The sequence below is a fragment of the Psychromonas sp. genome (genome assembly GCF_047632955.1).
In the GTDB taxonomy this organism is placed as follows: domain Bacteria; phylum Pseudomonadota; class Gammaproteobacteria; order Enterobacterales; family Psychromonadaceae; genus Psychromonas.
Map to the genome: position 1 here is coordinate 19,563 of NZ_JBLIED010000022.1, position 25,532 is coordinate 45,094.

The 25,532-nt window shown below is 38.0% G+C and carries 24 protein-coding genes; 10 read left to right on the forward strand and 14 right to left on the reverse strand.

Annotation, left to right across the window (positions count from 1 at the left end):
• The first annotated feature begins 202 nt into the window (after nucleotides 1-202).
• Nucleotides 203-514 (forward strand): hypothetical protein, encoded by a 312-nt coding sequence (locus tag ACJAZP_RS13175; protein ID WP_415231201.1) that lies wholly within the window; start codon nucleotides 203-205, stop codon nucleotides 512-514.
• Between the two features lie 598 nt (nucleotides 515-1,112).
• Here ACJAZP_RS13175 and ACJAZP_RS13180 read toward each other — a convergent pair.
• From ACJAZP_RS13180 to ACJAZP_RS13200, 5 genes are all read right to left on the reverse strand, one after another.
• Nucleotides 1,113-1,688 (reverse strand): sugar O-acetyltransferase, encoded by a 576-nt coding sequence (locus ACJAZP_RS13180; protein WP_415231202.1) that lies wholly within the window; start codon nucleotides 1,686-1,688, stop codon nucleotides 1,113-1,115.
• A gap of 60 nt (nucleotides 1,689-1,748) precedes the next feature.
• Nucleotides 1,749-3,104 (reverse strand): glycoside hydrolase family 30 protein, encoded by a 1,356-nt coding sequence (locus tag ACJAZP_RS13185; RefSeq protein ID WP_415231203.1) that lies wholly within the window; start codon nucleotides 3,102-3,104, stop codon nucleotides 1,749-1,751.
• 1,114 nt (nucleotides 3,105-4,218) lie between these two features.
• Nucleotides 4,219-5,283, reverse strand: coding sequence for an HD domain-containing phosphohydrolase (locus tag ACJAZP_RS13190; protein WP_415231204.1), 1,065 nt, complete (start codon nucleotides 5,281-5,283; stop codon nucleotides 4,219-4,221).
• Complete coding sequence (locus ACJAZP_RS13195; RefSeq protein WP_415231205.1) at nucleotides 5,283-7,667, reverse strand: ATP-binding protein; 2,385 nt, start codon at nucleotides 7,665-7,667, stop codon at nucleotides 5,283-5,285. The genes ACJAZP_RS13190 and ACJAZP_RS13195 overlap by 1 nt, the downstream gene beginning before the upstream one ends.
• Nucleotides 7,667-8,176, reverse strand: a complete 510-nt coding sequence (locus tag ACJAZP_RS13200) for a molybdopterin-dependent oxidoreductase (protein WP_415231206.1) — start codon at nucleotides 8,174-8,176, stop codon at nucleotides 7,667-7,669. Before ACJAZP_RS13200 ends, ACJAZP_RS13195 begins: the two co-directional genes overlap by 1 nt.
• Nucleotides 8,177-8,724: 548 nt before the next feature.
• Here ACJAZP_RS13200 and ACJAZP_RS13205 point away from each other — a divergent pair.
• From ACJAZP_RS13205 to ACJAZP_RS13230, 6 genes are all read left to right on the forward strand, one after another.
• Nucleotides 8,725-9,003: a hypothetical protein gene (locus ACJAZP_RS13205; RefSeq protein ID WP_415231207.1), complete on the forward strand. Its 279-nt coding sequence runs from the start codon at nucleotides 8,725-8,727 to the stop codon at nucleotides 9,001-9,003.
• A 158-nt stretch (nucleotides 9,004-9,161) separates the two neighbouring features.
• Nucleotides 9,162-10,079, forward strand: a complete 918-nt coding sequence (locus tag ACJAZP_RS13210) for an aldo/keto reductase (protein ID WP_415231208.1) — start codon at nucleotides 9,162-9,164, stop codon at nucleotides 10,077-10,079.
• A 487-nt stretch (nucleotides 10,080-10,566) separates the two neighbouring features.
• Nucleotides 10,567-11,487 carry a glutaminase gene (locus tag ACJAZP_RS13215; protein ID WP_415231209.1) on the forward strand — a complete coding sequence of 307 codons (921 nt, stop codon included), beginning with the start codon at nucleotides 10,567-10,569 and terminating at the stop codon, nucleotides 11,485-11,487.
• Nucleotides 11,488-12,585: 1,098 nt separating this feature from the next.
• Complete coding sequence (locus ACJAZP_RS13220; protein ID WP_415231210.1) at nucleotides 12,586-13,974, forward strand: COG3014 family protein; 1,389 nt, start codon at nucleotides 12,586-12,588, stop codon at nucleotides 13,972-13,974.
• Between the two features lie 60 nt (nucleotides 13,975-14,034).
• The gene (locus tag ACJAZP_RS13225; RefSeq protein ID WP_415231211.1) at nucleotides 14,035-15,492 is read left to right on the forward strand and encodes a DUF6844 domain-containing protein; all 1,458 of its coding nucleotides are present in this window, start codon (nucleotides 14,035-14,037) and stop codon (nucleotides 15,490-15,492) included.
• A 24-nt stretch (nucleotides 15,493-15,516) separates the two neighbouring features.
• Entirely contained in the window at nucleotides 15,517-16,644 is a 1,128-nt protein-coding gene (locus ACJAZP_RS13230) for a hypothetical protein (RefSeq protein WP_415231212.1), read from the forward strand.
• A 65-nt stretch (nucleotides 16,645-16,709) separates the two neighbouring features.
• On the opposite strand, the gene lpoB is transcribed toward ACJAZP_RS13230, so the two are convergent.
• From lpoB to ACJAZP_RS13245, 3 genes are all read right to left on the reverse strand, one after another.
• Nucleotides 16,710-17,318, reverse strand: coding sequence for a penicillin-binding protein activator LpoB (lpoB, locus tag ACJAZP_RS13235; RefSeq protein ID WP_415231213.1), 609 nt, complete (start codon nucleotides 17,316-17,318; stop codon nucleotides 16,710-16,712).
• A 26-nt stretch (nucleotides 17,319-17,344) separates the two neighbouring features.
• Nucleotides 17,345-17,629 (reverse strand): hypothetical protein, encoded by a 285-nt coding sequence (locus ACJAZP_RS13240; RefSeq protein ID WP_415231214.1) that lies wholly within the window; start codon nucleotides 17,627-17,629, stop codon nucleotides 17,345-17,347.
• 443 nt (nucleotides 17,630-18,072) lie between these two features.
• Nucleotides 18,073-18,282 carry a hypothetical protein gene (locus ACJAZP_RS13245; RefSeq protein ID WP_415231215.1) on the reverse strand — a complete coding sequence of 70 codons (210 nt, stop codon included), beginning with the start codon at nucleotides 18,280-18,282 and terminating at the stop codon, nucleotides 18,073-18,075.
• A 367-nt stretch (nucleotides 18,283-18,649) separates the two neighbouring features.
• Between ACJAZP_RS13245 and miaE the strand changes: the two genes are divergently transcribed.
• The 3 genes from miaE (at nucleotide 18,650) to ACJAZP_RS13260 (ending at nucleotide 21,017) form a co-directional block, all read left to right on the forward strand.
• On the forward strand, nucleotides 18,650-19,414 hold the full coding sequence (miaE, locus tag ACJAZP_RS13250) for a tRNA isopentenyl-2-thiomethyl-A-37 hydroxylase MiaE (protein ID WP_415231236.1): 765 nt from the start codon (nucleotides 18,650-18,652) through the stop codon (nucleotides 19,412-19,414).
• Between the two features lie 372 nt (nucleotides 19,415-19,786).
• Nucleotides 19,787-20,038: a hypothetical protein gene (locus ACJAZP_RS13255; protein WP_415231216.1), complete on the forward strand. Its 252-nt coding sequence runs from the start codon at nucleotides 19,787-19,789 to the stop codon at nucleotides 20,036-20,038.
• Between the two features lie 304 nt (nucleotides 20,039-20,342).
• Entirely contained in the window at nucleotides 20,343-21,017 is a 675-nt protein-coding gene (locus tag ACJAZP_RS13260; protein WP_415231217.1) for a 2OG-Fe(II) oxygenase, read from the forward strand.
• Nucleotides 21,018-21,098: 81 nt separating this feature from the next.
• On the opposite strand, the gene ACJAZP_RS13265 is transcribed toward ACJAZP_RS13260, so the two are convergent.
• The 6 genes from ACJAZP_RS13265 to ACJAZP_RS13290 all read right to left on the reverse strand — a co-directional run bounded on the left by ACJAZP_RS13265 (nucleotide 21,099) and on the right by ACJAZP_RS13290 (nucleotide 25,525).
• Entirely contained in the window at nucleotides 21,099-21,686 is a 588-nt protein-coding gene (locus ACJAZP_RS13265; protein WP_415231218.1) for a TetR/AcrR family transcriptional regulator, read from the reverse strand.
• 97 nt (nucleotides 21,687-21,783) lie between these two features.
• Nucleotides 21,784-22,641: a glutathione-dependent disulfide-bond oxidoreductase gene (yghU, locus tag ACJAZP_RS13270; protein ID WP_415231219.1), complete on the reverse strand. Its 858-nt coding sequence runs from the start codon at nucleotides 22,639-22,641 to the stop codon at nucleotides 21,784-21,786.
• Nucleotides 22,642-22,693: 52 nt separating this feature from the next.
• Nucleotides 22,694-23,374, reverse strand: coding sequence for a glutathione S-transferase family protein (locus ACJAZP_RS13275; protein ID WP_415231220.1), 681 nt, complete (start codon nucleotides 23,372-23,374; stop codon nucleotides 22,694-22,696).
• Between the two features lie 102 nt (nucleotides 23,375-23,476).
• Nucleotides 23,477-24,028: a carboxymuconolactone decarboxylase family protein gene (locus ACJAZP_RS13280; protein ID WP_415231221.1), complete on the reverse strand. Its 552-nt coding sequence runs from the start codon at nucleotides 24,026-24,028 to the stop codon at nucleotides 23,477-23,479.
• Nucleotides 24,029-24,206: 178 nt separating this feature from the next.
• Complete coding sequence (locus ACJAZP_RS13285; RefSeq protein ID WP_415231222.1) at nucleotides 24,207-24,701, reverse strand: hypothetical protein; 495 nt, start codon at nucleotides 24,699-24,701, stop codon at nucleotides 24,207-24,209.
• A 173-nt stretch (nucleotides 24,702-24,874) separates the two neighbouring features.
• On the reverse strand, nucleotides 24,875-25,525 hold the full coding sequence (locus ACJAZP_RS13290; protein ID WP_415231223.1) for a peroxiredoxin-like family protein: 651 nt from the start codon (nucleotides 25,523-25,525) through the stop codon (nucleotides 24,875-24,877).
• Nucleotides 25,526-25,532: the final 7 nt, after the last annotated feature.

The window sequence follows — 25,532 nt, forward strand, 5'->3', positions numbered from 1 at the left end:
ATTTACTACGCTGACTCTCCTCGCGATACTAACGCTATGTGGTTCATCCGCTATCGCAGGTGATGGGCCATGGCCCTCGTTTACAGCGACGACGCTTAGCAGAGGAAAAGTCCACAGTGACAAGCTGCTAGGCCAACCGACACTGCTCATACTTACACCATCTCGTAATGCCGCAGAATCTACTCGAGAGTGGGTTAATGCATTGCAATCAAAAATAGATCAAAGTAAATATCTGGTTCGCGACGTGCTAGCCGTCGATTTACCGTTCTTTATGTCGGAAGAAGACGCCATTGGTCTAGCCAAGGAGAAAATATCGACGCGCTACCACGATCAAACCTGGATTCTGAACTCCCAAGTCATGGAAGACGCGCTGGGTGTGGTGTCCGATAGCGACCAAGCAGTCATTGTTGTTTTGGATAAGAACGGTAACCTGATATCGCAGGTTCACGGTATGGTGACGACGGCGCGAATGAGTCAGATCACCGACGCTTTGCAGAGCCTTTCTAGCGACTAAAGACGCGCTGGCGCTCGCTTTTTTCCGGAACCGAGCGTTGTTGGAGTAACGGAGAAAATAGGGTTGTACCCTGTAAACACCCCTAGATTAAACCTCAGTAGAGTGTCCTTGATTGTACAGTTCAGATTGTAATCGCTAAAAGCTATCGATACTGGCAGCAAGCCTTAGATGGCTATTTCTGCCATTAGTTACCAAGCGGAATAGGCTGAGGTAATTGAGGTTAGAAAAACGGCAAAATCAACTATTAACAGTTAAATCATTCTATTAAAATTGCCTTCGTTCGAGTTTTGTCAAACTGTTGATTTTGGGGCTTATAGGATAGGGCTTCGCGGGCATACTTTGTCTTCGTTTGATGTCTATTTTGGTTGAACCAAAAGATGAGTTTTTATAACAATATTAACTGTTAAAAAAACTTACTTTTATGCGACCCCAATCTTTTAACTGTTCAGAGCCTGCAAATATTGCAGGGCTAAGTCAGGGGAAATATTTATCATTTCTCCTGTCCTGATTGCGAATCAGTAGCTCATTGTTAAGCCCTTCTAAGAAGTCATAAGTACAGATCGTGGTTTGCGCTGCTCACACGACCTATCTTTATTACTCATGAGTAAGTTTTATCGATGATAGGAATCTTTTTAATTACTCTTGCTGGATTACCACCAATAACGACATTATCGCCAAAGCTATTTGTCACTACAGCTCCAGATGCCACTACCACGTTGTTACCTAAAGATACTCCTGGATTAATGGTTGCGTGTCCCCCAATCCAACAATTATGACCAATGATAATCGGCTTCGCCATTTCTAAACCACTATTTCTTTCATTTGGATCTAGAGGATGTGTCGCTGTATAGATACCTACTTGGGGAGCCAATAAACAGTTATCGCCAATACGCACTTCTGCTACATCTAGAATGACACAATTGAAGTTAGCGTAGAAATTTTCACCTACGTGAATATTTTCGCCATAATCACAACGAAACGAAGGTTCTATATTAATATTCTTACCCGTTGAGCCGAATAAAGATTTTAATATTTCAGCTCTTTCAAGCTTATTTTCATTACTTGTAGCAAGGAATTTCTCTGTTTTTTGACGAGCAATTCTCCTTAACTTAGCCAACTCAACATCACTTGGATCATACATTTTACCAGAAAGCATTTTTTCTTTTTCAGTCATAATATACCTGTTCGATTAGAAAATATTCGTCTTACTCATAACCGCTACAAGCCTCACCCCTTAAAGAATCACTGTCTGAATAGATCGAGCAGCCATCGTGATATAGCTTCCTTTGTCTATATTATGCAGTGCATAGGTTAGATTCTGCTCTGAATTATTACAGACGACTAAAACCTTTTCACCGTTAGGATTAATAAAACCAGTTGCTTCAATAACATCGGTTGTAGTACAGACAGCAATGCGTTTTGCTCCTTTCTTTATAAATTTAGAAAAGTGAGCAAAATAGTAATAGCAAGGGTTTAGAATCACGTGATCATTAACTGTATCTGCAATAATTGGCGCACTACAGAGGTTATTAACATGGTTCGGGCCGCCAGTCTCATCAAGAAATAGATTCCAGTCACACCATGCAGAGGTATTATGGTTCAAATCATTAATAATTGAGTGTGCGTAACGCTCGCCGACATTCCAATCACCAATATGCGGTCCAGCTTCCTGACACCCCTCGGTAAACCATATTTTTTTGTCTGGATAGATATCATTGATTAATTTAAGGTTTTGGTAGTTATCACCCATATACCAGTGAATACCGATACCATAAACATATTTAGAGGCAATTTCATCGTCAAACATTTTCTGAGCGCGATCGAATGCTTCTGCACGATTATGATCCCAACAGACTAATTTAATATATCCTAATCCCTCTTTTTCTAAAGTTGGACCAAGATAATCACGCACAAAATCACGTTCTTCTTCTGCAGTATAAACACATGAATCCCATACTTGTGTAGCAGCAGGCTCATTCTGTATTGTTAATGCAGAGATGGTGATCCCCTCTTCTTGCATCGCTTTTATATATTTACAGTAGTAAAGGGCCCATGCTTGACGATATTCATCTTTTAACTTACCACCATGATTCATCTGGCCATTGGTTTTCATCCATGCAGGTGGACTCCAAGGAGAAGAAAAAAGGGTTATCTCTTGATCAGAAAGCGCTTTAGCCCATTCAATCATAGGGATGATCTGTTGTTTATCTCGATTCAGATTAAAATCCTTAAGAAGAGGATCTTCTGTTTCACAGCATGCCCAATTTTCTAGCGAAAAATCACAACTATTGATATGTGTTCTGCAAAAATTATAACCAATCCCTTTATCTGGATGGAAATATGCCTCCATCATTATTTTCTGCTTAGCCGGGCTCATTCTATTAAGTACATCCGCTGAGGACTCAGTAAAAGCCCCGCCGAATCCTTCCCACTCTTGAAAAGTCTTAGATTCATCCATGTAAATCTTATGCAGCTCACCAGCATCGGTATAAGTTGTTGTATCTTCTTGCTCATAACCTTGGTGCAAATTGACCAGCTCGCTTTCATTTAAAAGAAAATCGCTATCTTTAACTGTTTGGTAAAGTTTCATTGTTTTTCCAATTATCGATTTAGAATGGAAGTATAAAGAAAGCAGCGACCAACAACCTTTGAGAAAGCGCTTTCTTATGGGGTTGATCACAGAATTCGGCGAGTTTTATGTTTATTCTTCCTTTCAAGGATTAGGTAATTAGCAAAATTGAAGTTTGGGATGCTTTAGTCAGCGCGGGGTATTTATGATCTGACTTTTAACGGATTTTTCGTGCCACTCATTATCGATATCGCGATGAAGTTCGGAATCCGAGGATCAGGCCTTTCTTTTTGCGATTTTAATAATTTTGGTCATGCCATTCGAGTAAAACGCAAGGAAATAGCCAGATATCCATCTAATTGACTCAATATTAATCCGCTTCTATGTTCTATTTAGGCACTGTTTGGAATGACGAGGATCACATTATGATGCCCCTCGTGCAACACAGGTTGCTTTGGTTGATTCACCGCCATCCTTGGCATTCATCCTATGGACGAACTAAAGCTATTCTTATTTCCCCCTGAATATGCGTGGCAGGGGGGCTTTAAATTGCAGGCGAAATCTGGGGTGAACTAGCAAGTAGTTTTGGCAAAAATTATCATGGTGCAGTGGGGTCGTTAGAATAATTAGCCTACTACGCTGAACATACTGGTAGATGTTGGATTGCCAAGAAGAATGTATTGCACCGATGTTTGCATTAATCCACTAATTTAAAAGTACTTTAATGACAGTTTATGCATCTGAGGTACTTCAACATGCATTAAATTCAGCCCATCGAACCATTTAACGTATTTTTCAATGATATTTTGCTCGCTACCTTAATAAATCATTTAAATGCTGCTTATTAAGGCCGATATTTATAAGTCTTTTCATTAAATAATAGTCATTTCAATTAATGGATGTCCAGTATATTTTCATTAAAAAATGGGCATCCACCGAAACAAAGAAAAAACACAAGGACCAAGGGAGGAAAAGCTTAATGCAGTGCCATTCAGACCTGGCCCCAATGATTTGACCCCAATGATTCTCCTATTATAGCCGCATCTCGCCAATCCTAAGTGCCACTGAGCAAGTCGTTTTGGTTAAATGAGGCATTATTAGATGCCTCTTAAACGCTGAACTCACCACTATTTAACTAATCCTCCTGTGATTCCACCATCTTCCACTTTTGTTTTATGTTATAGATTTCATCTTTAATTTGTATGAAGCTTTCTACTAAGTTGGGATCAAAGTGAGAGCCTGAATTTTCTTTGATATATTGTAATGCTTCTTCGATTGCCCAGCTTTTTTTGTAAGGGCGCTTCATTGTTAACGCGTCAAATACATCTGCTAATGCGACGATACGTGAGGCGATAGGTATCTCTTCCCCAGCAAGGCCTAGTGGGTAACCTGAACCGTCCCATTTTTCATGGTGACCAAATGCAATGGACGCAGCTAACTTAAAAAGAGGGGCTTCACTTTTAGATAAAATTTGATAGCCCATATCAGGATGTTTGCGCATAGTCACCCATTCTTCTTCGGTTAATTTGTTGGGTGATTTTAATATTGAATCTGGAATGCCGACTTTACCGGTATCATGCAGTGGGGCGGCTAATTGCAGTAATTCAACTTCTGATTCACTCCATCCAATACCCTTTGCAAGTGCGGCACTGTAATCTGCCATCCTCCACATATGGACGCCAGTATCAGTATCATTGTGATGGCCGGCCTCTGCTAACATACCAATGGCAGAGGTTAATAGGCTATCTAATTCTTTTGTTCTCTGTGTAATGAGCTGCTTGTTGTTAAGATGGTTTTCATAAATTTCAAGATGTGTCTGCACTCTTGCAAGTGTTGTTAAAGGTGAAATTGGTTTGGTAATAAAATCAACACAACCGGCTTCAAAACCTTCTTTTTCATGTCTCATATCTGTTAATGCGGTTAAAAAAATGACTGGAATTTCTGCGGTTTTCGGATTTGATTTTAATATGCGGCAAACTTCAAAACCGTTCATTTCAGGCATCATAATATCTAAAAGAATAATATCAGGTGCTTTAGAGTTGACGATATCTAAAGCCATTTTTCCACTTTTAGCTATTTGTATATGATAATGTTCTGACAATATGCCTTTTAGCAAGTCTATGTTTTTGGGGATATCATCGACTATCAGTACATTTTTTAAATCGAAAACATATTTGCCTGAACTATCCTTTGCATTCATTACTTCACTCTTCCATATTGGGCGCTAGAGCACGCTGTTTTAAATGATTTAATATTTTCTAACGCATCTAAATAATCGTAATTCGTTATATTTGATAGTGCTTTATTGATAAGAGAGCTCTCATTAACACGAGGGATTTTTTGGGTGAGCGCTTTAAGAAAATCATCTGATTCGCTGTCACCAAAGGTCAACATCTCTTCTAATATACTGAGTTCATCAAATAGCTCAGATAACATCACATCAGACATTGTATTGTTGACGACATCATTTGTTTCTAAGGTTTGTCTTTTTTGAGTTTGTATTAACGTCGATCTTATTTTATTGGTAAGTTCAACAGGATCAAATGGTTTGAAGACAACGTCATTTGCAAATTTTTCGATATTGACCTCAATTGAAATATCTGCGGTTATTAAAATGATAGGGACTGCTTTTTTTAATGCTGAATTGATTTTTTCGCATGCCTCATATCCATCCATAACAGGCATTCTTACATCCATTAATATGAGTTCATAAATAGTAGAAGTCGCATGCTCTAACGCTTCTTGCCCATTTTTTACCCAGTCAACTTCAAACCCCATTGAAGACACAATTGATTCCACAATAATGGCGTTATTTTCATTATCTTCAGCGAGTAATATTTTTTTATTGCTGAACTCTGTCGACTTATGTTGAGTCACTTGTTTTTTGTTTCTTAAAGCTAGGTTGGTTGTTTTTTCTAAATTTGTTGGTGTAATTAAGCCTTGATGGTTTGATGCAGAATTATCTGAGCCAGATAGAAAAGTTGCCTTATTTTTAAGGGAGCAATAAGACGATTCATCGCTTGCATTTAATAAGAGAAAATAATTCATGCTAACTAATATTGTCGATTCAATTTTTTCAATTTCATTTAATTCGATGACAATGTTCGGGATATTCAGAAAGGTTGTAAGTGTGATAATTTCAGTATCGTGTTCCAGAATATGAATGGGTTTACATCTCTGTTTGCGTATCATTAAATCAGGTTGGTAGGGGAGTTCTACGAAAAATTGAGTCCCTTCATTTTCTTTACTAACATAACTGATATTTCCGTTTAAGAACTGGGTTATTTTTTGTGCAATACTGAGGCCTAATCCAGTGCCACCATAAAGCCGTGTTGTACTTGTATCGCCTTGTTGGAAAACATCAAATACATTAACCTTTGGATTAATACCAATGCCGGTGTCTACCACTTCTATCATTATATTATCTTGTTCATGTTGATAGAGCTTTACATGGACTGAGCCTGAAGGAGTAAATTTGATCGCATTTCCAATTAGATTAACGCATATTTGTTGGAGTTTTACTTTATCGCCAATTAAGTTATCGGCGATAGCAAAGTCGCGCATGACTTGGAAATCAAGGCCATTCTTGTGTGCAGCATCGGCATGTAATTGATATAAGCAATCTAAGAATTCATCTATATTAAACGGAAGGTGTTCAATATGTTCTTTACCTGATTCTATTTTAGAAAAGTCTAAAATTCCGTTAATCATAGCAAGTAGACTGTTGGCAGATTGATAAATTTTATTCACTCGATCTAGGTGTTTATCTGACAAATTATCATTTAACAATATATGGCTAAATCCAATAATAGAGTTCATTGGTGTTCGAATTTCGTGGCTCATGGTGGCCATAAAATCAGACTTCACACGGGAGGATTTTTCGGAATGTAAGATTGCCTCTTCTAGCTTGACCGTTAACTTTCTATCTTTTTCGTAAGATAAATTAACCGTTTTTAATTGTTTAAATAAGATATAGATGATGAAGATAACGATGATACTTAAAATAATAAGCGACAGGCCTAATGAGAAAAGAATGTTCTTTGATTCACTCCTGTTTTCTACTTTATTCTTTGAACGTATCTGTAATACACCCAGTACAAAATTATTGGCTCTATCGAGTAAGATTTGGCTTTTGGTCAGTAAATATTCCGTATTTACCTGATTGTTATCAGTAAATAATATGGCATCCATAGCATCCATATTAGTACGAATAAACTGTATTGTTTCTAATCCGTTTTCTTGTTCTTGAAACAAATTCTTCAATTGGCCTTTTTCTAGAATGTTTATTCGGCTATAAAGAATGTCAAACAGTAGTCTCGATCTTTCAAGCTGTTTATCAGAAAAGTCTATATTGAGTAATTCTAGTGAAGCGTTTAATTTGAGTGTGTCTTTATCGAGTTGGTATGCCGCCCATAAAGCGTTTTCTTCAGCGGCAGACATTATGACGCGTTGGTCTTCAACTAATTGGTAAAAGATTGAGCTAGCTATAGTCATAAAAAAAATAGCAACTAGGGTAAGCAGTAAAAAAGACTTACCCTTTTTTTTACAATAACTATTAATTTTTAAAATTAAATACTTAAGCATTAATTAACATCTATTTTATAAGCTTGCCATACTGAACGGCTATAAATAACCTCACTTCTTAAACTTGGGTTTTGATCAAATGGGTAAAGAATAAATATTGGCCCCTTATCTCTAATACTGATCTGTTTGCCATTAACCTCTGTCGCTAAGATAACATCATACTCATAGGCATCACTGACTGGCATAACTGCCTTGTAATCATTTAAAGCAGAAATAGTGATGCTTTCAGCTTCAATGTTTAATTTTTCAAGTAATGATCGTAATAACGGGCCTTTGTAGATATCTGCGCTTTCTGTCCAAGGAGTTGAAGTGGTAATACTAAACAACTCTAAATCCATTAACATTTCTCTATCAAATTCTATTCTCTTTTTTGCTGGCTCTGAGTTAGTCCCATCAACCGATACAGATAGAATCACCTTACCAGATGGCTCTGCTAAACCGTGCTCTTGAGCATAAACATTCGACAATGAGCACCAACCAAACATAGTGGCGATTAAGTACTTTTTCATTAAGGTTCCTATTTAAATTTCTAATTTAAAGCTTTAGGGTCAAGTGGTTATCATGTCTTTTATTTTCGATTATATTGTTTTTTACTCGCAGCTACAATAAGATTTACTGATGAATAATTGGGCATGAACATTTTGAAATTTTGAGCTTAGCAGGCAATGGATGGTCGAACATTTTCAGTTTTTAACTTTTATTTTTACTATTGATACCTGTGCTTATGTTTGATCACTATCATCTGGTTTTGTATGTTAATAAATAAGAAAAAAGTGAATTAACCGATCAAGAGGTTTTTCTGGTTGGAACCGTCTTTATTCAATGCCTACGTTGGTGAGCCAATGGCGATCAGGGGCTAGATTGGTCGAGCAGATTATTATGAAATGATAACGCGGTGCGGTATTAGGCACTGGGGTCGTTAGAAGAATTAGCCTCCACATTAATTGTTGATAGATATATTATGGCTCTGGTTTTCACCTAACCCACGGTAGAGGCCAGCATCTTAGTGGGAAGTCATTATGTCTATATGCCTGTATTACGCACAAGGAATTTATAAATGTATTTCGAAAAGAAACAATTAGAAGAACGTTTAAAGATAGTTGAAAAGGAGATTAGGCATATTCCCCTTATTAACTTACCGGCAATGGTCGTGATTGGCTTAAGTCTGTACGCTAAACTTGGTCATAATCCTGAATTACTTCACCCTTTATTTACAAATTCTAATGTTGTAAATGGTGCACTTGCAATCGCAATACCATGGGCTGTATTTTGTGCTTATAAGTCTAGGAAATTATCTTCAGAAGCTAGTGAATTAAAAAAGAAGTTGAATTGTTGATATATAAATCAGGGGTATATAACAAAATAAAAGACACGATCCCACCCTACAACTGACCATGACATGTATAATAATTTATATTTATTTATCACGATAAAGTCATGATGTTGTGATGGTTTTTTGCTTAATCAGATATTATTAAAGGATACACTATAAAAATGAAAACAATAAAACTAGGTAATTCATCTCTACAAGTTCCTACAGTCGCAATAGGATGTATGAGAATGAGCAAATTAAAAAAATCTGAAGCACAAAATTTTATTAAAACAGCTATGGATGAAGGGGCAAATTTTTTTGATCATGCTGATATTTACGGAAAAGGTGAAAGCGAAAAAATCTTTTCAGATGCCATCAATATGAATAGTACTATTCGAGAAAAAATAATTCTTCAGTCTAAATGCGGTATAAAACCAGGGCAATATGATTTTTCAAAAGAGTATATTTTACAGTCAGTTGACGGGATATTAAAGCGATTAAAAACGGATTACCTTGATGCTTTTCTTCTGCATCGCCCTGACGCATTAATGGAACCGGAAGAAGTTGCAGCGGCTTTTGATATCTTAGAAAGCAATGGCAAAGTTAGAAATTTCGGTGTTTCAAATCATAATCCAATGCAAATACAGCTATTGCAAAAGTCAGTCAAGCAGCCAATTATAACCAATCAATTACAATTTAGCATAACCAATGCCACCATGATTTCTAACGGAATCAACGTTAATATGCTAAATGAATCTGCTGTGGGTCGAGACGGAAACGTACTGGATTTTTGTAGATTAAATGACATTACTATTCAACCTTGGTCACCTTTCCAATTCGGATTTTTTGAAGGTGTTTTTCTTGGTAATAAGAAATTCTCCCAACTTAATAAAAAACTGAGCGAAATTGCAGAAAAATATAATGTATCTGATACAGCAATTGCGCTTGCATGGATTTTACGCCACCCCGCAAAAATGCAACCTGTCATAGGTACAATGAATACCAAACGCTTAAAAGAGTGCTGCAAAGCCGTAGATATTTATCTCACCAGAACCGAATGGTATGAGATCTATTGCGCTGCAGGTAATAAATTACCTTAGGTAAAATTTATTATGACGATCTTGCCATTTTAGAATGGTTAAGCCTTCATTCTACAGCCTACAGCAGAAAAAGTTTGGCTGTCCTTTCTGCGATTTCGCTTTATTAGATTTCGCATCTGCCTTTTTATTATTGGGAAAGTAAGCGCTGTAGTCATGCGATTGTTTATGGCTACGGCTCTTGGTTTTATAAGCCTCAGTAATTATAAAGCCAAGATTAATCCCGTTCTTTGCAGATTTTTATGCAACTTAACAAAGCCGAGGTCTTGCCTTGTGCTACGACACGGCTCACTCGGGAGTAATAAAGAGCATAGTATTCTCCAGCTAATTTTCTTATATACAGACCTAGTCAATTAACATAAAAAAGCCGAAGACAAGACTAGCCCCTCGCGATACTCTTGTTTTACAACGAGTTAAAAGTGATAATGTTGAGCAAATCACAGGAACATTTACTGACCACCTTAGGCACTATTATGATGCAGAGAATACTATGCAAAAAATCTTAGACGACATTAACGAGCTCATGGCAGCAAATACCGATCGTGGTAAGGTGGCTGACTACATTCCACAGCTTGCCTGTGTCGACTCCAATCAATTTGGCATCACTGTGGTGTTAGCCGATGGCCAAGTCTTTAGTGCGGGCAGCTCAGCGCAATTATTTTCTATCCAAAGCATTTCAAAAGTATTCACACTAACGATGGCTCTTGGTAAAATTGGTGATGCCCTTTGGTCAAATGTGGGGCGTGAGCCATCGGGTGATGCTTTTAATTCCATCGTGCAGCTTGAGCATGAGCATGGTAAACCACGTAATCCCTTTATCAATGCTGGCGCCATCGCTGTTGTTGATGCCATTATGATGGGCCATCAACCCAAAGAAACCCTCGCTGAAATAGTGCAGTTTGTCCGCTATATTGCCAATGACTCGAGTATAAGTATTGACGATAAAGTTGCCCGTTCTGAAGTTGAAACCGGGCATAGGAATGCGTCATTGGCTCATTTTATGGCCTCGTTTGGGCGCATTAAACACTTGGTTGATTGTGTGTTAGGGACTTATTATCATCACTGTTCAATCGCGATGAATTGCGAACAACTTGCTCAAGCCGGCATGTTTTTAGCTTTAGACGGTATGCACCAAAATAGCACCAACAGAGTTGTTTCAGCGCAACGGGCACGGCGGATAAATTCGTTAATGTTAATGTGTGGTCACTACGATGGCTCTGGCGAATTTGCTTATCGTGTCGGTCTGCCTGGTAAAAGTGGAGTTGGTGGCGGGATCCTCGCCATTGCGCCGGGGAAAGCATCAATTGCGGTGTGGTCCCCAGGACTTGACAGTGTTGGCAATAGCAAGCTGGGTACCGAGGCATTAGAAATACTGGTGCAACAAACTGGCTGGTCTATTTTTGGACATTAGAAAATAGCTGGACACCCATCTAATTGGCTCAATATTAATCCGCTTCTCTGTTTTATTCAAACACTGTTTTGAATAACTGAAGCTGATTATGATGCAATCTCGTGCGCCACAGGTTTTCCTGGTTGTTACGCCTTATTTTATGAATAACATCCCTGTTATTCACTTCTTCGAAGCCAGCTGAAGCTGTTCAAATTTATTCCCTGTTGCGTACGTCGTGCTTTTTTATGTGGTGACTATAAGTTCAGCCGGAAAAATTTAATGTTGAATTGCCTGAAGAATGTATTGCACCGATATTTACATTAATCCCCCTGATTTAAAAATACTTTGATGACAGTTTATGGATCCTTGTTCGTTAAGATACTTCCACAGGCATTAAATTCAGATAGCCTAACCATTTAACATGCTGTTCAATGAGATTTTTCTCGCTATCTTAATAAATTACTTAAATGCTGCTTATTAAGGCTGATATTTATAAGCCTTTGCATTAAATGATAGCCATTGTAATTAATGGATATCCAGTATATAGACTGGAAAATTTGAGCATTGAGATAGCTTGAATTTCCACTACTTGAGGTGCGTTCTACATTTTAATTCTGTAGCTGCGTATAGGTTTTTATGTAACCTAAAAAATACATCATAATATTTATTAGGTGTGTAACGGTTCCTTTTTTAGATAAAGATCCTTTCGGTATCTTTGAAATATTCAATAAGTATTAGCTTATATTGTGTAATTCGATACTGCATTAAGTTACAGAAACAGATCAAATCAAGAGCTCCATATTAAATTTCTTACTCATTCCCATAAGATAAAATCAAATAAACAAGCCAAAATAACATTTATTTCAATGCGTTATGTTATAGTTAATTAAGTTCAATAATTATTTTAATATTTTAACTTAATTCTTTCATTAAAAAAATAAGTTAACAAACACACATTATAGTTTTTATTGGGTCGTCACTGTTGATGCACGCTTTGATGGTCGCACTTTACACTTAAGTAAATGTGTTTCTAATTTAGCCCCCTTTGTACTGATCAAAGTTTTATATTTGAATCAGTTTATTATTCTACTCCTTACTATTTAAAGAGATGTAGCTTCCATGAAAAGAAAAATATTACCATTGGTTTTATCATCAATTGTGCTTTCCGGCTGTACTTCAATCACTCAGAGTAATCAGGAAAAAGCATTTACTGGCGCAATAAGCCAAGGTGATGTTGCCTCTGCCATAAACTATGCAAAAAATGAAGCTTCAATTGATCCAGAAACAGGGTTACCCGATGATCTATTGTGGGCGCTACAGTCAGGAACTATTCTCTATGGTAATGGCAGCTATAAAGAATCTATTGTTTATTTTGATGCAGCTGAAGATGTGATGCGGATAGAAGATACTGAAGGCGTCGTTGCTGATAGTACACAAACCGCAGGCTCGCTATTTGGTAATGATGCCATGCTCGATTACGAGCAAACTCAATATGATGGTGTTATGGCCAATTATTACAAAGCGTGGTCTTTTTGGAACCTTGGAGATACTCAAAATGCCCGTGTTGAATGGAATAGAGCGGAAGAGCGCCAGCGTCGAGCAGTTCAATATTTTAAATCTGAAATACTAGATCAAAAAGAAGAACTTGCTAAGGAAGATGGGGAGAAAACAGAGGGTATTAAAAAAGCAGTTGAGTCTGATGCAACTAATAAGGCTTTATCCGGCGCGGGTATTAATAATACCTGGCAGTCTTATGACGGCTACATTAACCCGGCTGTGACTTATGCTGGTGGATTGTTTTTTATGCTCAATGGTGAAAGTCATTCTGACTATCAAAAATCTGCTGATTTATTGCAGCGTGTGTATAGCATTACTAACGATCCGTCGGTTAAAACAGATCTTCAAATGGCTAACGCACTTGCCAAGGGCGAGTCTAAGTCAGCGTTTAAACCTGCGGTATGGGTGATTGTGGAAGACGGGATGTCGGCAAGTTTTAGTGAAGTAAGAGTTGATCTTCCTCTTGGTGTTTTGAAAAATTCCAAAGTTCAATATGTCGGCATGGCATTCCCTAAGATGGTTGACGGCACACAGTCAAATTCATCTATCCAGGTAGGCGAATATCAAACCCATGTTATTGCAGACATGGATAAGATAATTGGTGGTGAATTTAATACTGAACTACCAATGATTATTACCCGAGAGATTACTCGTGCCACTCTGAAAGCGGGAGCTCAAGCGATTGCCGAAAACCAAGATGCAACAGGTCTAGCTGGTTTAGCCCTTGGACTGGTGTCGGCTTTTACAACCGGAGCAGATACTCGCAGTGTCACCGCATTACCTAATTCAATTCAGTTAGCAAGGTTCAATAAAACCTCTAACAAAATCAATATAAAAGTGGGATCTTTTGATGTTCCTCTTGAGCTGAGTCCAGATTCAAAGAATCAAATTGTACATATACGTACATATAACAATCTAATCGCACCAAAAATCACCGTCATTGATATTTAATGTAAATAATATTGATCAGCTTGAAAGCGTGATCTTAAATTTTAAGTAAAAGGTTTTTTTATGTATTTTAAAAAAGAAATAATAGCGTTAGCGCTCGTTTTTTGTATGCCTGTTTTTGCCCAAGATGTAACGCAGCAAGAGGTAATACAGCAAGATGCGCCGCTTCAAAATGATGAAAATATTGATGTTGTGGCTGCCGTGGAAGAGGTGGACAACGAAGTTGGCGAGCAGTCAGATAAAGATGTCAATAAAGTCGCTGAAGAAAGAGATACTCAGCTTGAAATTGAAGGGAAAATTGAGTCATATAAATTAAAGGTTCAAAATAGCCTTGCAAAACAAGGTAAAACACACTCAGCATTTGTTTATAGCGGTACAGCGGATATTACCGTCGATAAAAATGATCCGAGTTGGTCTGCCTATAGGACGATGGCTATGAAAGAGGCTATGGCTAGAGCACGTGAGTCATATTTACAAGAATTGAATGTCAGCACTCAATCTAGCACGCTGAATCGTTTGGCAAATAAGAGTGGTATGCCCCCTGCGACTATTGATGACTTTAAAACAGAAAGTTCTTCCATGGCTATCAGGAACAAAGTGGTGGCGGCAATCGGTGGTAAATTAGATGCTGAACTTGAGGACTTAGGTATAAACCCTGAAGAATATAAAGCGGCTCCTCCTAAAAAACGGGGTGATTATTTAAAGGCTTCTATTACCGAGCAAACCAAAAGAACTGCCTATGGTAATTTATCAGGTATGTTTTTAATTAAAACTTTTGAGGTGATGAAAAATAACGGAGAGGGAACCGTTGGTGTTGTGATGGCGATGTCTTTGAAAAAGAAAAAATTGCTTAAAGCATTAATCGACTCGAAGGGTAATATTCAGCCCGATGAGACTAAAGCCGATTCAAAATTTACAACCATGTCTAATTATTTGGTATCAAAGAAAGAAGGCCTATATCTTAAGTCGGGTACAAATATTAAATATGATGAGTTAGGTTATCCTTTCATCATTTCCTATGGACAAGCAGGTGTTAAATTTTCAACAAACTCTCAAATTCGTTCAATGGAGAGGAAAGTTGCGAAGCCCTATGCGATTAATGATGCTTGGGCAAACCTTGCGAGAACCTATAATTTAAGTGGCAAATTTTCAGCTGAAACAAGTCAGTCAAAGTCAAATACAACAGAAACAATCAGCAGGTTGGTTAATAATAATGTAGAAACGACTCAATCTGATACGGTATCAAGTTTGATTTCAGAAATGACTCAAATGTCTAAGACTTCAGCCTCTATAAAAGGGCTTACAGGTGTTAAAATTGAGTATACATGGTCGAAAAAACACCCAATTACGGGAAAAGAAATAGTCGGTGCCGTTATTGTTTGGCATCCTGTATCGGTTCGTAATGCGATTGATTTAGCTAATAATGTAACGCATAAAGAAGCGGAACCTAAGGATGCAGAGAAAACACAATCGGTTCATTCGGCCGAGTCAGAGGATATGTTTGATGCAGCTGATTTTTAATATTATTTTACGGAAAAATTTGATATGAAATTTTTATATGTTTTTTTTGTTAGTTTATTTCTATCGGTTAATGCAGCAGCTGCTACAAAAACGGTAGAGACTAGCGGTTCAGCAAGAACGCTAGATAGTGCTATTAATATTGCTATACGTAGAGCTGTTGAGCAGGTTTCAGGTGTCTCTATTGATTCTCAACGAGTGACAGAAGAAAAATATTTGTCTAATGGCAGTGACGAAAGTGAGTATTCTAATAATCTCAATGATAAGACATCACTCGAATCATCGGGTAATGCAACTTATAGCGTCTTATCTGAGCATTGTGATAATGATCAGTGCAATGTCACGTTGTCTGTAAAGGTAAAGGTTAGCGATAAGTCTATTCGTAATGAAAAAAGACCTATAAATAACAATAGGAGAACGATTGCAGTAAAAATATTCAACGGCTCCAAAGGAAGTGTTATTGCTAATAAGGTCGAAGCCTTATTGTCGCAGGATAGAAAATTTAAAGTATTGTTGGACCCTAATGATCCTAATGTTGATTATGTTATCGAAGCCAATGTTGTCAAAGCAAATACCAATGTAAATGTTATCGATAATTCACGAACAGTGGCATTAACAGGTGAATATATTCACGATGTAAAAACACGCTATACCTCTAATGTTGTGGTTAATTTTAAAATCATTGATATAGAGCAGAGGCAGGTAAAGTGGGCGACTAGTATCCATACTAACTCAAGTCGTAATAACTTAAATTTATTACTCGATCTCTCATCTAAAAAAATATTCCATAATATCAAAGATAATATCTATCCGTTGGTCGTTATTGTAACCGATGATGGTTCGCTTGTTTTTAATTCAGGGGGCGACACCGTAAGGGAGGGAGAATATTATGATGTTTTTTCTCTGGGCCAAAAAATAATTGATCCCGTAACTAAGGAAAGTCTAGGCTACATGGAAAATAAAGTGGCCTTGGTGAAAGTTGCAAAAGTATTACCAAAACTTGCTTATATTACTTTGGTGAGTGGTGAAGTTTTTGATGGAAAGAAATATATAGCCCGAAAGTCAACTAAATCCATCCCTAAAAAAACACATAAAACAACTGTAAAACCTACCGTTAAAGATGAATCTGAAAGTTTTGGAGGAATTATTTTGTAGGCATTGCTTTGTAGGATATTAAGGAGTCTAAGCAGCGCTCAGACTCCTTGGTTTTTTTATACCCTTTACCAAGAAACAGTATCTGAACCAGATACTTTACCAATCACTTCTTCACCTTCCCAATAGCTTAATCCGTTCTCCAAATTAGTCATTTGAAGCTGGAAATAATATTCAATGCGTGTATCTCCATTATCTAGGCTACTATTACGCTGCATTATTTTTCCTGCTAATGAAAAGTCTGGTGCCAAAACAGTGCCATTCTTTTTGACTGATGATTGCTTGACCATTGCTGAATCAGCTAAAGTTCTAGAGTCTTTAGTCATTGAGTCAGAGCCATCGAACGCGGTTGTGACTAAAAATTTTCCTGAATTTAACATCCGTACTCGCATGGTTTTTACGAGTTGGTCAGTGTCGATTCTTTGCATCGTATCATTTTGGATATTTGAAATATTTAGAATATAACGTCCCCCTTGTGCACTTTGCGGATGTACTAGCAAAGGAGAGGCTATTATCTGATCCGCCATTCTATTAGCCGCGCTATTGAAATCGGCATAGCTTAAGCTAGTTGTGATGTTAGAAGTTGTATCGCTGGCATCAATAAGGTGAGTCATTGTTTGACAGCCGGATAACAGAACCAATGTAATCAAAGATGCAGGTAGTAATTTCATTTTCATATTTTACTCTTATTTCTAGTTACAGTTTATTTGATTGAGCTTTTAAGGACTTTAGCTAATTGCTCTTCACCACTAGCTGCAGTGCAAAGAATGGTTGATTTAGCAACAACCTTTCCCTGATCTTCTAAGTTCAATCCAGCAAATTTTTTACCGAATTTAGCTGCATCCATGTATCCCATATCACTAATAGCATCAGTTATAAGTGAAACGCCATTATTTGAATCTGCTTTTAAAAGGTCGTTACAAGATACATTAGCCATAACAGGTAATGTTAAAAAAGAAGTTGATAAAAGAAGTATATATTTATTCATTTCATGTCCACTTTATAATTATATTAGGTTTGATTTTTTTTAAATTGATTTTTATTGGCAAGTTATAATACCATATGTGCTACTGTAAGTTATTAATAAAATTAACAATTTAACGAAAATGTAATGGCAAATTATTCGAGTATGTATTCAGGTTATTGTTACACTGATTAGATTAGTGGTTCCGAGGTTCATGTCTTTCTTTTTGCCAAAATACGGTTCAATTGGGAATAATGAAGAGCAAAGTAATCGCCAGCTAATTTTCTTATAGACAAAACTAGTCAATTGCCATAAAAAAGCAGAAGGTAAGGACCTATTGCGGGGAACTCTATTAATGCTGTCACTATTCAAAAAAAGTGTGCTACTTCATTGATTTTTAATCGAAGCTACTCAGAAAGTTATAAATTCACATCATTTATAACCATTATCAAGCTTCACTTTCATCCTCACTTTTTTAAAATGATGGGGATATCCCATGCATTTATCTGCATGCGCTTTGCACAGTTTTTCAAACACAATTGCATCACAAGCTGCTTAGAAATTGGATCAATACACTTAAAATCAGCTGCACAGATCACACCTTGTTCAGATAATTTCATCAGTTTATTTTTGTCGATTTTAAGTTGAATCGTTACACTTTTTTCATCTATCTCCATATTAATTTTAGAGCTCCTTTTTATGATTATAAGTCATATTTTGATAGTTATTGATGATATATATCAACCTTAGATGATAATTACTCTCATTAAAGGTTGCTTTATCATCACTTGTTAATCGAACAGAATCTACTTAATAAATGATTCTATTGGTGCGGCGGAAGGGGCTGATGTTGTCGGCTAGTTGAGCGGGTTCTGTTTATAATTTTAATAGGCAAGCGATGGGCTGGGCGTTTAATGTTATTCTTAGCCTGCTATACGGATCAGGTCTGAATGGCTGGTGGCATACATATAGATTGTATCAATCAATAATTTATAGTGAATTTCCGTGTTAACATATTATAAATGCTCAATAAACTGAATTAAAATAATGTATGAACAATTATTAAAACCTATTAACTCCTTTTTAAAATGTACTACTCCCGATGCCTGGGTTAATGAAGCTATAAAAGCAGAAAACTTGCCAATTCTTCTTCGGGATCACTTGCTCTGTGAATTAAAAGCTGCACAAAGTGCGATGTTTTTACTTAAACGTTATGCCTTACAAGAAGAGGGCAGCGATCAACTAACAGAGTTTGTTAAACCCTATAATGAATTTGCTTATAAGCGTATCGGTAATCTGCAAACTCTGAAAGGTAAGAATGCTTTATCAAAGTCGATTAAGGCTCGTTCAGACTGTCCTTACGGTCAGGATATGGTCGAAAAAATGGTTTTATTGATAAGAGAAGAATTACATCACTTTTATCAAGTCTTAGAAATTATTGAAGACAATAAAATTCATTATCAACCCATACCGGCATCGCGTTATGCAAAAGGGTTGTTAAAAAAGGTTCGTACCTATGAACCGGAAACTCTTATTGATAAATTAATTATCGGTGCATTTATAGAAGCAAGATCTTGTGAACGATTTGCTAAAATCGCACCACATTTAGCCCCAGAGATAGGAAAGTTTTACCTGTCTCTGCTGCGTTCCGAAGCGCGACATTATCAAGATTATTTGACATTAGCAGAGCATGTTTCCGGGCAAGACATAACAGAAAGAGTTAATTTTTTTGCTGATGTTGAAGCTGATCTCATTCAATCACCTGATACTGACTTTAAATTTCATTCAGGAAAGCCAAGATTTTTTTAAACCTGTCTTTTACCGTTACACGGGAGTTCAGCGAATAAGTGGTTATTAAGTAACAGATATTAATAACCCCGTTAAATTGTTGATACAGATAACTTAATATCTTCAAAACAGTTCAAAGCCATCTTCTTGGCGTCATATCATCTTTCATGCATTTCCACGGGACTTGATGTGCTAAGGTGTCCCTGCAAACTTTAAACCTAAAGAGCGCATGATCTTCTACTCATTTTCTTATGTACAAAACTGCTTAATGAATATAAAAAAGTAAGGGTCTGTTGGGCTGGGAATAACGATCATCCCAACAGCAGATAGAAGAGAGATCCCACAACGGATCTGTGAAGATCAAGGCTCTGATAATCAATAGATAGGTGATTTATGGCAAAACCGAATACTAAAGCTCCCTCAAGAAGTGTGAATATTTATTGCAGTAAATGCCAGCATCAACTTTTTAAATATAAAAAAGGCGGAAAAGGCGCGCTTGTAAAATGCTTCAAAGAGCGAATTACTAAAAATTTCACCACAGAGGAGGGGACTTGTCCTGAATGTGCAACTGTGTTTGCAAGAGATATGCTGATCCGCGGTACACCTGCCTATAAAATGATCGGCGGAAAAGTTTGGTTTAAATAGGAGTCTTATCCTGCAGGGCAGTTTTAATGCATGTTAGTTCAAGTTTAGACTCAAACTCAAAATTAATAATCACTGAAATTGCATATTTTTATCTTCATATCATGCTGATTTTACAGGAAGATAAGCACCGCTGAAAATGTATAAAGCGTCTAACTGCACAAGCAGCTCGACTGGACTATTATTACAGTTGTCACGCTTTTTGCTAAGCTCAAAATTAGAAAAAAGACGTCGACCTAGGTGCCTGTATTTGCGGTGTTATGCACTTATATGCCTTTTGAAATGTTTTATTAACAGGTAAATTAATTTGGTAGCTCTAAAGCAATTCCCCTCAATAGATGGTGACAATGCGAGTGATGAAATACTTTTTTCTCTTATCGCTGATGATATTGAAAATAAAGGATATAGCATTCGACCCGGCGCTTTGCCGGAAGGCTTGGCGAGTTCATTATTTGATTATCAGCAAACAATGGAGGCTGACAAATTTAAAAGCGCCGGCATCGGCAGGGGTGATGAATATTCAGAAAATAAATTTGTAAGAACGGATGAAATTTGTTGGATTACAGGTACAACTGAAGCAGGTGAAAAGTGGCTGGATTGGTCTGCAAATCTGCAACGCTTCTTAAATCGGCGTTTATTTTTAGGTCTGTTTTCATTTGAAAGTCATTTTGCCCACTATGGACCCGGAGATTATTACAAAAGGCATTGTGATGCCTTTCGAGGTGAAGCTAATCGCATTTTATCGATTGTTGTGTATTTTAATACGGGCTGGACGAGTGCCGATGGTGGCGAATTAGTTATCTATAAAGATGACCACGATAAAGACGGGATTAAAGTGATCCCTCTTTTAGGTACCTTGGTTACTTTCTTGAGCGAAGAGTTTCCTCATGAAGTGCTTCCTGCTAATCGGAATCGTTATTCTATTGCGGGATGGTTTCGTGTTAATACATCGGTCACAGCTAAAGTAGATCCGCCTTTATAGGCGGCATAGGGCAGAACAAACAGCACCGTCTGTTGGGCTAGATGTGCAATAAAATATTAAACAAATTAGATTAGAAGCTTTTTACACTGGCAGTCTTTTAAATACATCGTCGATAAATTTTTCTATGGCATTCATGTTGTTGGTTATTTGCGCATAAGTTCTTATGCCTATTATTTGAATTTGCAGATAACGTGCTAATTCAACGGGATCTTTTTCTATACTGATTTCACCGTTATCAATGGCTTGTTGGAAAATGCGAGCAAAAGAGCCCTCTATATTTACTAAAATATGCGTTGCGCTGGCAAGCAAATCCGGGTTATCGCTCTGTGTTAGTTCAGCGATGCTTTTAACTATCATGCACATGCCGTTTGGCACGCTGTCTTTGTTACAAATAGTCACACTGCGAACGAATCGTTTCAGACCGGCAAGGACTGTTTTTTCCTGCGCCAGACTATTAGCAAGTTGCTCAGCACCGGTGTGAGCATAATGATTTAACGCTTCTTTAAACAAATTATCTTTACTGCCAAAAGCCGCATAAATACTGCCCGGGCGCATATCAACCACATCCTGTAGATTTCTCATTGACGTTGCGTGATAGCCTTTTTCCCAATACAGGTTCTTTGCTTTTTCGATAACGTCATCGCGATTGAATTTTGCTTGTTTACTCATAATATCTGCCTTAAACAGGTTTGCCTTAAAAGCTGAAAGCCCAGTAACAATATGTCACTAGGCCTTTGATGTTGTCGTTTTTCTTACCTGAAATAAGTTATTCTGGTTTTAACGCTAATACTTTATCGATGTCTTCTGCACTGTGACGGTTTTCAAGCTGTTCCCACTTCTCACCCCAATCACGGTTGATGATACAGCCACGTTGTACTGCCGGACGCGCTAACATTGCTTTTGCCCAGCGTTGCAGATGGATGTACTGTTCTGCTTGAAGGAATTCTTTGGCATCGTAAAGCTTGCCGAGAATTAAGTTGCCATACCAGGGCCAGGTGGCAATGTCCGCAATACTGAACTCATCACCCGCAATAAATTCATTTTTTGCTAATTGCTTATCTAAAACATCTAACTGGCGTTTAGTTTCCAGGGTAAAGCGATTAATTGGATATTCAAATTTCTCTGGTGCGTAAGCATAGAAATGTCCGAAACCCCCACCTAAATAGGGTGCTGAGCCGTGTAACCAGAATAGCCAGTTTAAAACTCGTGTCCGCTTAACGCCTTTTTCGGGCAGTAATGCAGAAAATTTTTCAGCAAGATAAACTAAAATCGAGGCAGATTCAAATATAGCTTCAGGATCTTCGATCGCGCGGTCCACTAATACCGGAATTTTGGAATTAGGATTAATATCCACAAAACCCGATGAGAATTGATCGCCTTCAAGAATTCTGATCATATGGGCATCGTATTCTGCATCCTTACCCAGAGCTAATAACTCTTCCAGCATGATGGTGATTTTTTGGCCATTAGGCGTGCCCATTGAGTACAATTGCAAAGCGTGTTCACCAACGGGTAATACTTTTTCATGAGTTGCGCCTGAAACCGGGCGATTAACGCTGGCCCATTTACCGCCACTTTCGGCATCATTAGTCCAGATTTTTGGAGGTGTGTATTGCTTTTCCATTCTGATCACTCCTATATTTTTTATGTTATCGGCTTTCTTATTGACTTTGTTATCAGGCTTTTTTATCAAAGTTGTGCGGGTACAGTGCACGTGCTGCCTGTTCATCAAAATCAGATTTAAATTCAATGTTTTTATGGATATTTCTTGCTCTTTCTACTGCCGGACGAGCGTTTATGCCTGCAAACCAGCGTGTTAGGTTAGGATAGTTTTCTAAACCTTGCCCGCCTAATACAGCCGTTGCTTTATCAATCCAACCCCATGCTGAAATATCCGCAATTGAATACTCATCACCCACTATATATTCACGGTCTTTCATGTGTGTTTCCAGGACTTCATAATGACGTTCGGCTTCACTGAGGTAACGATTGATTGCATAGGGCACTTGTTCAGGTGCTTTATGCCTAAAGTGAACCGCTTGGCCTGAAAAGGGGCCTAAGCCTGTTGCTAAAAACATTAACCATGACAGCATTTCACTGCGATCTTCTGCTTTTCCTGCTAATTTTCCCGTTTTTTCCGAGAGATACATTAAAATAGCAGTAGAATCAAATACCCGTTTACCCTCGTCTTCAATTGCCGGGGTTTTACCGTTTGGGTTAATCGCGCGGTACTCTGCTGTATGTTGCTCACCCTTCATTGTGTCTACGGGTATCAATTCACAAGCTAAACCGGTTTCTTCAAGGTAAAGAGCCACTTTCATTGGGTTTGGTGTCGGGTGGAAAAAAAACTTAAGCATAATATTATCCTGCCGTATTAAGGAGTCATCTGAGAAAGAGTGAACGTAAAACTTGGGTTGCCCCTTCAAAACAGAAGAAGCAATCTTGATTTTTTATGAAGCTTATTTTTTAGTCCAGGCGAATTGTTCAAACATTGGATCGACCGGTGTTTTTGCCGCATGGTTGACGTAGTTGCTGATCACTTTTTGAGACAGACCAAGAATCACTTCAAGAATCTGCTGTTGTCCGTAACCCGCATCAAAGAATGCTTGCGTCTGTTGCTGCGAAACATTACCGCGGTCACGTACCATGCTCAAGGTAAAGTCCTGCAATGCTTGTAGTTTTTCAGTTGGCATTGGTTCACCGTTACGCAGCGCTTCAGTCAGAGCCGGATCAACTTTCATTGAGTGGGCAATACCCGTGTGTGCAGGTACACAGTAATGGCATTCATGCTCAACGTTAATAGTTTGCCATACAACGGTTAGCTCTTCGTCATCAAAAGATGAAGTTGAAAATAGCTGATGTAATTGTGTGTAAGCTTTAAGCGTGTTTGGAGATTCAGACAATACGCCGAAAAGACCCGGAACAACACCCATCTGTTTTTTTGCACCCTCTAGGATTGTCTTACTTTCTGCCGGAGCTGACTCAATGGTATGGATTTTGAAGTTTGACATAATGGCTCTCTCTATTAATTTAAATTTATTTTTTATGTAACCGGAACCTTGAAACTTTGAAACCTTGGCTCCGTGACGTTGGGATTACTATAAACTCAATTGAGCGATCGTTCAAGATGTATTTGAGCGATCGTTCAAATAATTGCAAATGTCGTGGTTATTAGTAATGTCTAAGTTATTATTTGGCTTTTTTATGGTAGAGATACAAAGGCAAAGTCATTGCGGCAAAAAAGACTAGGTGCAATAAAAATTTAACATCGAGGCTGAAGTTTAAAGCGGGTAATTGGCTAATTTGAATCTGTTGAAAAGAAACAAACTGCACAATCATGGCGTTTGCGGGCGGCGCAATGAGGGTTGTTAGCCATGAGAAGGCTAAGGTAAACAAAGCCACAACGTTCAATTGCGTGGTGCTCAAAATAACGATACCACTTAAAAAACCATAAAATACAGAAACGGCCAAATGCGCCGTCCAGGCAATGATGATTGCGGCCACGCTACTCCAGTTACCAAGTTGCTGGTACGCCGCTGCATGCCGACTTGTTAATGTATCCATGCCAAAGAAAGGCTGAATGATTATAAATATAACGCCCATGACAGCACCTAAAAGGCAAGCCATCAATAAAAGTTGCACGCGAATCGTGTTCTGTGTTTTGTTTAATGAAGTAGTGGCCATCGGCTTTGTACCCTTTTTATGATTGAGTCAACTACCACAAGCGAAGCAGTTCTAATACCAAACCCATCATAATAAAATCGTTTTAGCCGATCATTATCATGGGTCTCTTAATAAGTTGTTTTAATAAGCTTGCTACGATTAAACCGTGTTAGTCGCTTTAATCGTCGGTGTCCTTAAGATAATTTTTGCAGTGCATTGATAATATCATCGGGCTCTGAACGTGTTCGATAATCAACGTCAACATAGCGCCAGTTGACAACCCCGTCACGGTCAATAATAAAGGTCGCGGGGATCGGTAATACAGTACCGTTGCCGTTATTAATGGCTTCAAGATCCAATTTTCGACCCACGCGCATGTGTTCCAAAAGAACCTCCGGGACTTGCCATGCCACGCCGTATTGTGATGCGACTTTTGCATCCTGGTCAGACAAGACAAGAAAATCCATTTCACTTATTTCATCTTTTGTCATTGATTCATCAGGCACTTGCGGGCTGATAGCAACCAATTCAGCACCGAGCGCATGAATCTCGCTTAATCGAGCCTGCAAGGCTCTAAGCTGTAAGTTGCAGTACGGACACCAACTACCACGATAAAATGTCACAACAAGAGGGCCTTTTGCTAATAAATCAAGCGATGATATTACTGTACCTTGCGGATCCGGTAGTTCGAAATCGGGTGCTTGCTGGTTAAGCCCGATCGCATCGTCCCCCAGTTGGAAAGATTTAGCTTGAGCAATTATTTGGTCAACGCTTTTCATAAAATCAGGGTTAGCCTGCCGCGTCTGTGCAATTTTCGCGTCGGTTTGTTGTTTTAAACTTTTCATTATTTTT

Excerpts from the sequence above, each read along its gene's own strand:
- lpoB (WP_415231213.1), bottom strand. The coding sequence starts at position 17,318 with ATGAAAATGAAATTACTACCTGCATCTTTGATTACATTGGTTCTGTTA.
- ACJAZP_RS13200 (WP_415231206.1), bottom strand. The coding sequence starts at position 8,176 with ATGAAAAAGTACTTAATCGCCACTATGTTTGGTTGGTGCTCATTGTCG.
- ACJAZP_RS13185 (WP_415231203.1), bottom strand. The coding sequence starts at position 3,104 with ATGAAACTTTACCAAACAGTTAAAGATAGCGATTTTCTTTTAAATGAA.
- ACJAZP_RS13220 (WP_415231210.1), top strand. The coding sequence starts at position 12,586 with ATGAAAAGAAAAATATTACCATTGGTTTTATCATCAATTGTGCTTTCC.
- ACJAZP_RS13210 (WP_415231208.1), top strand. The coding sequence starts at position 9,162 with ATGAAAACAATAAAACTAGGTAATTCATCTCTACAAGTTCCTACAGTC.
- ACJAZP_RS13180 (WP_415231202.1), bottom strand. The coding sequence starts at position 1,688 with ATGACTGAAAAAGAAAAAATGCTTTCTGGTAAAATGTATGATCCAAGT.
- yghU (WP_415231219.1), bottom strand. The coding sequence starts at position 22,641 with ATGGAAAAGCAATACACACCTCCAAAAATCTGGACTAATGATGCCGAA.
- ACJAZP_RS13205 (WP_415231207.1), top strand. The coding sequence starts at position 8,725 with ATGTATTTCGAAAAGAAACAATTAGAAGAACGTTTAAAGATAGTTGAA.
- ACJAZP_RS13215 (WP_415231209.1), top strand. The coding sequence starts at position 10,567 with ATGCAAAAAATCTTAGACGACATTAACGAGCTCATGGCAGCAAATACC.
- ACJAZP_RS13265 (WP_415231218.1), bottom strand. The coding sequence starts at position 21,686 with ATGAGTAAACAAGCAAAATTCAATCGCGATGACGTTATCGAAAAAGCA.
- ACJAZP_RS13225 (WP_415231211.1), top strand. The coding sequence starts at position 14,035 with ATGTATTTTAAAAAAGAAATAATAGCGTTAGCGCTCGTTTTTTGTATG.
- ACJAZP_RS13290 (WP_415231223.1), bottom strand. The coding sequence starts at position 25,525 with ATGAAAAGTTTAAAACAACAAACCGACGCGAAAATTGCACAGACGCGG.
- ACJAZP_RS13190 (WP_415231204.1), bottom strand. The coding sequence starts at position 5,283 with ATGAATGCAAAGGATAGTTCAGGCAAATATGTTTTCGATTTAAAAAAT.
- ACJAZP_RS13245 (WP_415231215.1), bottom strand. The coding sequence starts at position 18,282 with ATGGAGATAGATGAAAAAAGTGTAACGATTCAACTTAAAATCGACAAA.
- ACJAZP_RS13280 (WP_415231221.1), bottom strand. The coding sequence starts at position 24,028 with ATGTCAAACTTCAAAATCCATACCATTGAGTCAGCTCCGGCAGAAAGT.
- ACJAZP_RS13240 (WP_415231214.1), bottom strand. The coding sequence starts at position 17,629 with ATGAATAAATATATACTTCTTTTATCAACTTCTTTTTTAACATTACCT.
- ACJAZP_RS13285 (WP_415231222.1), bottom strand. The coding sequence starts at position 24,701 with ATGGCCACTACTTCATTAAACAAAACACAGAACACGATTCGCGTGCAA.
- ACJAZP_RS13275 (WP_415231220.1), bottom strand. The coding sequence starts at position 23,374 with ATGCTTAAGTTTTTTTTCCACCCGACACCAAACCCAATGAAAGTGGCT.
- ACJAZP_RS13255 (WP_415231216.1), top strand. The coding sequence starts at position 19,787 with ATGGCAAAACCGAATACTAAAGCTCCCTCAAGAAGTGTGAATATTTAT.
- ACJAZP_RS13230 (WP_415231212.1), top strand. The coding sequence starts at position 15,517 with ATGAAATTTTTATATGTTTTTTTTGTTAGTTTATTTCTATCGGTTAAT.
- ACJAZP_RS13195 (WP_415231205.1), bottom strand. The coding sequence starts at position 7,667 with ATGCTTAAGTATTTAATTTTAAAAATTAATAGTTATTGTAAAAAAAAG.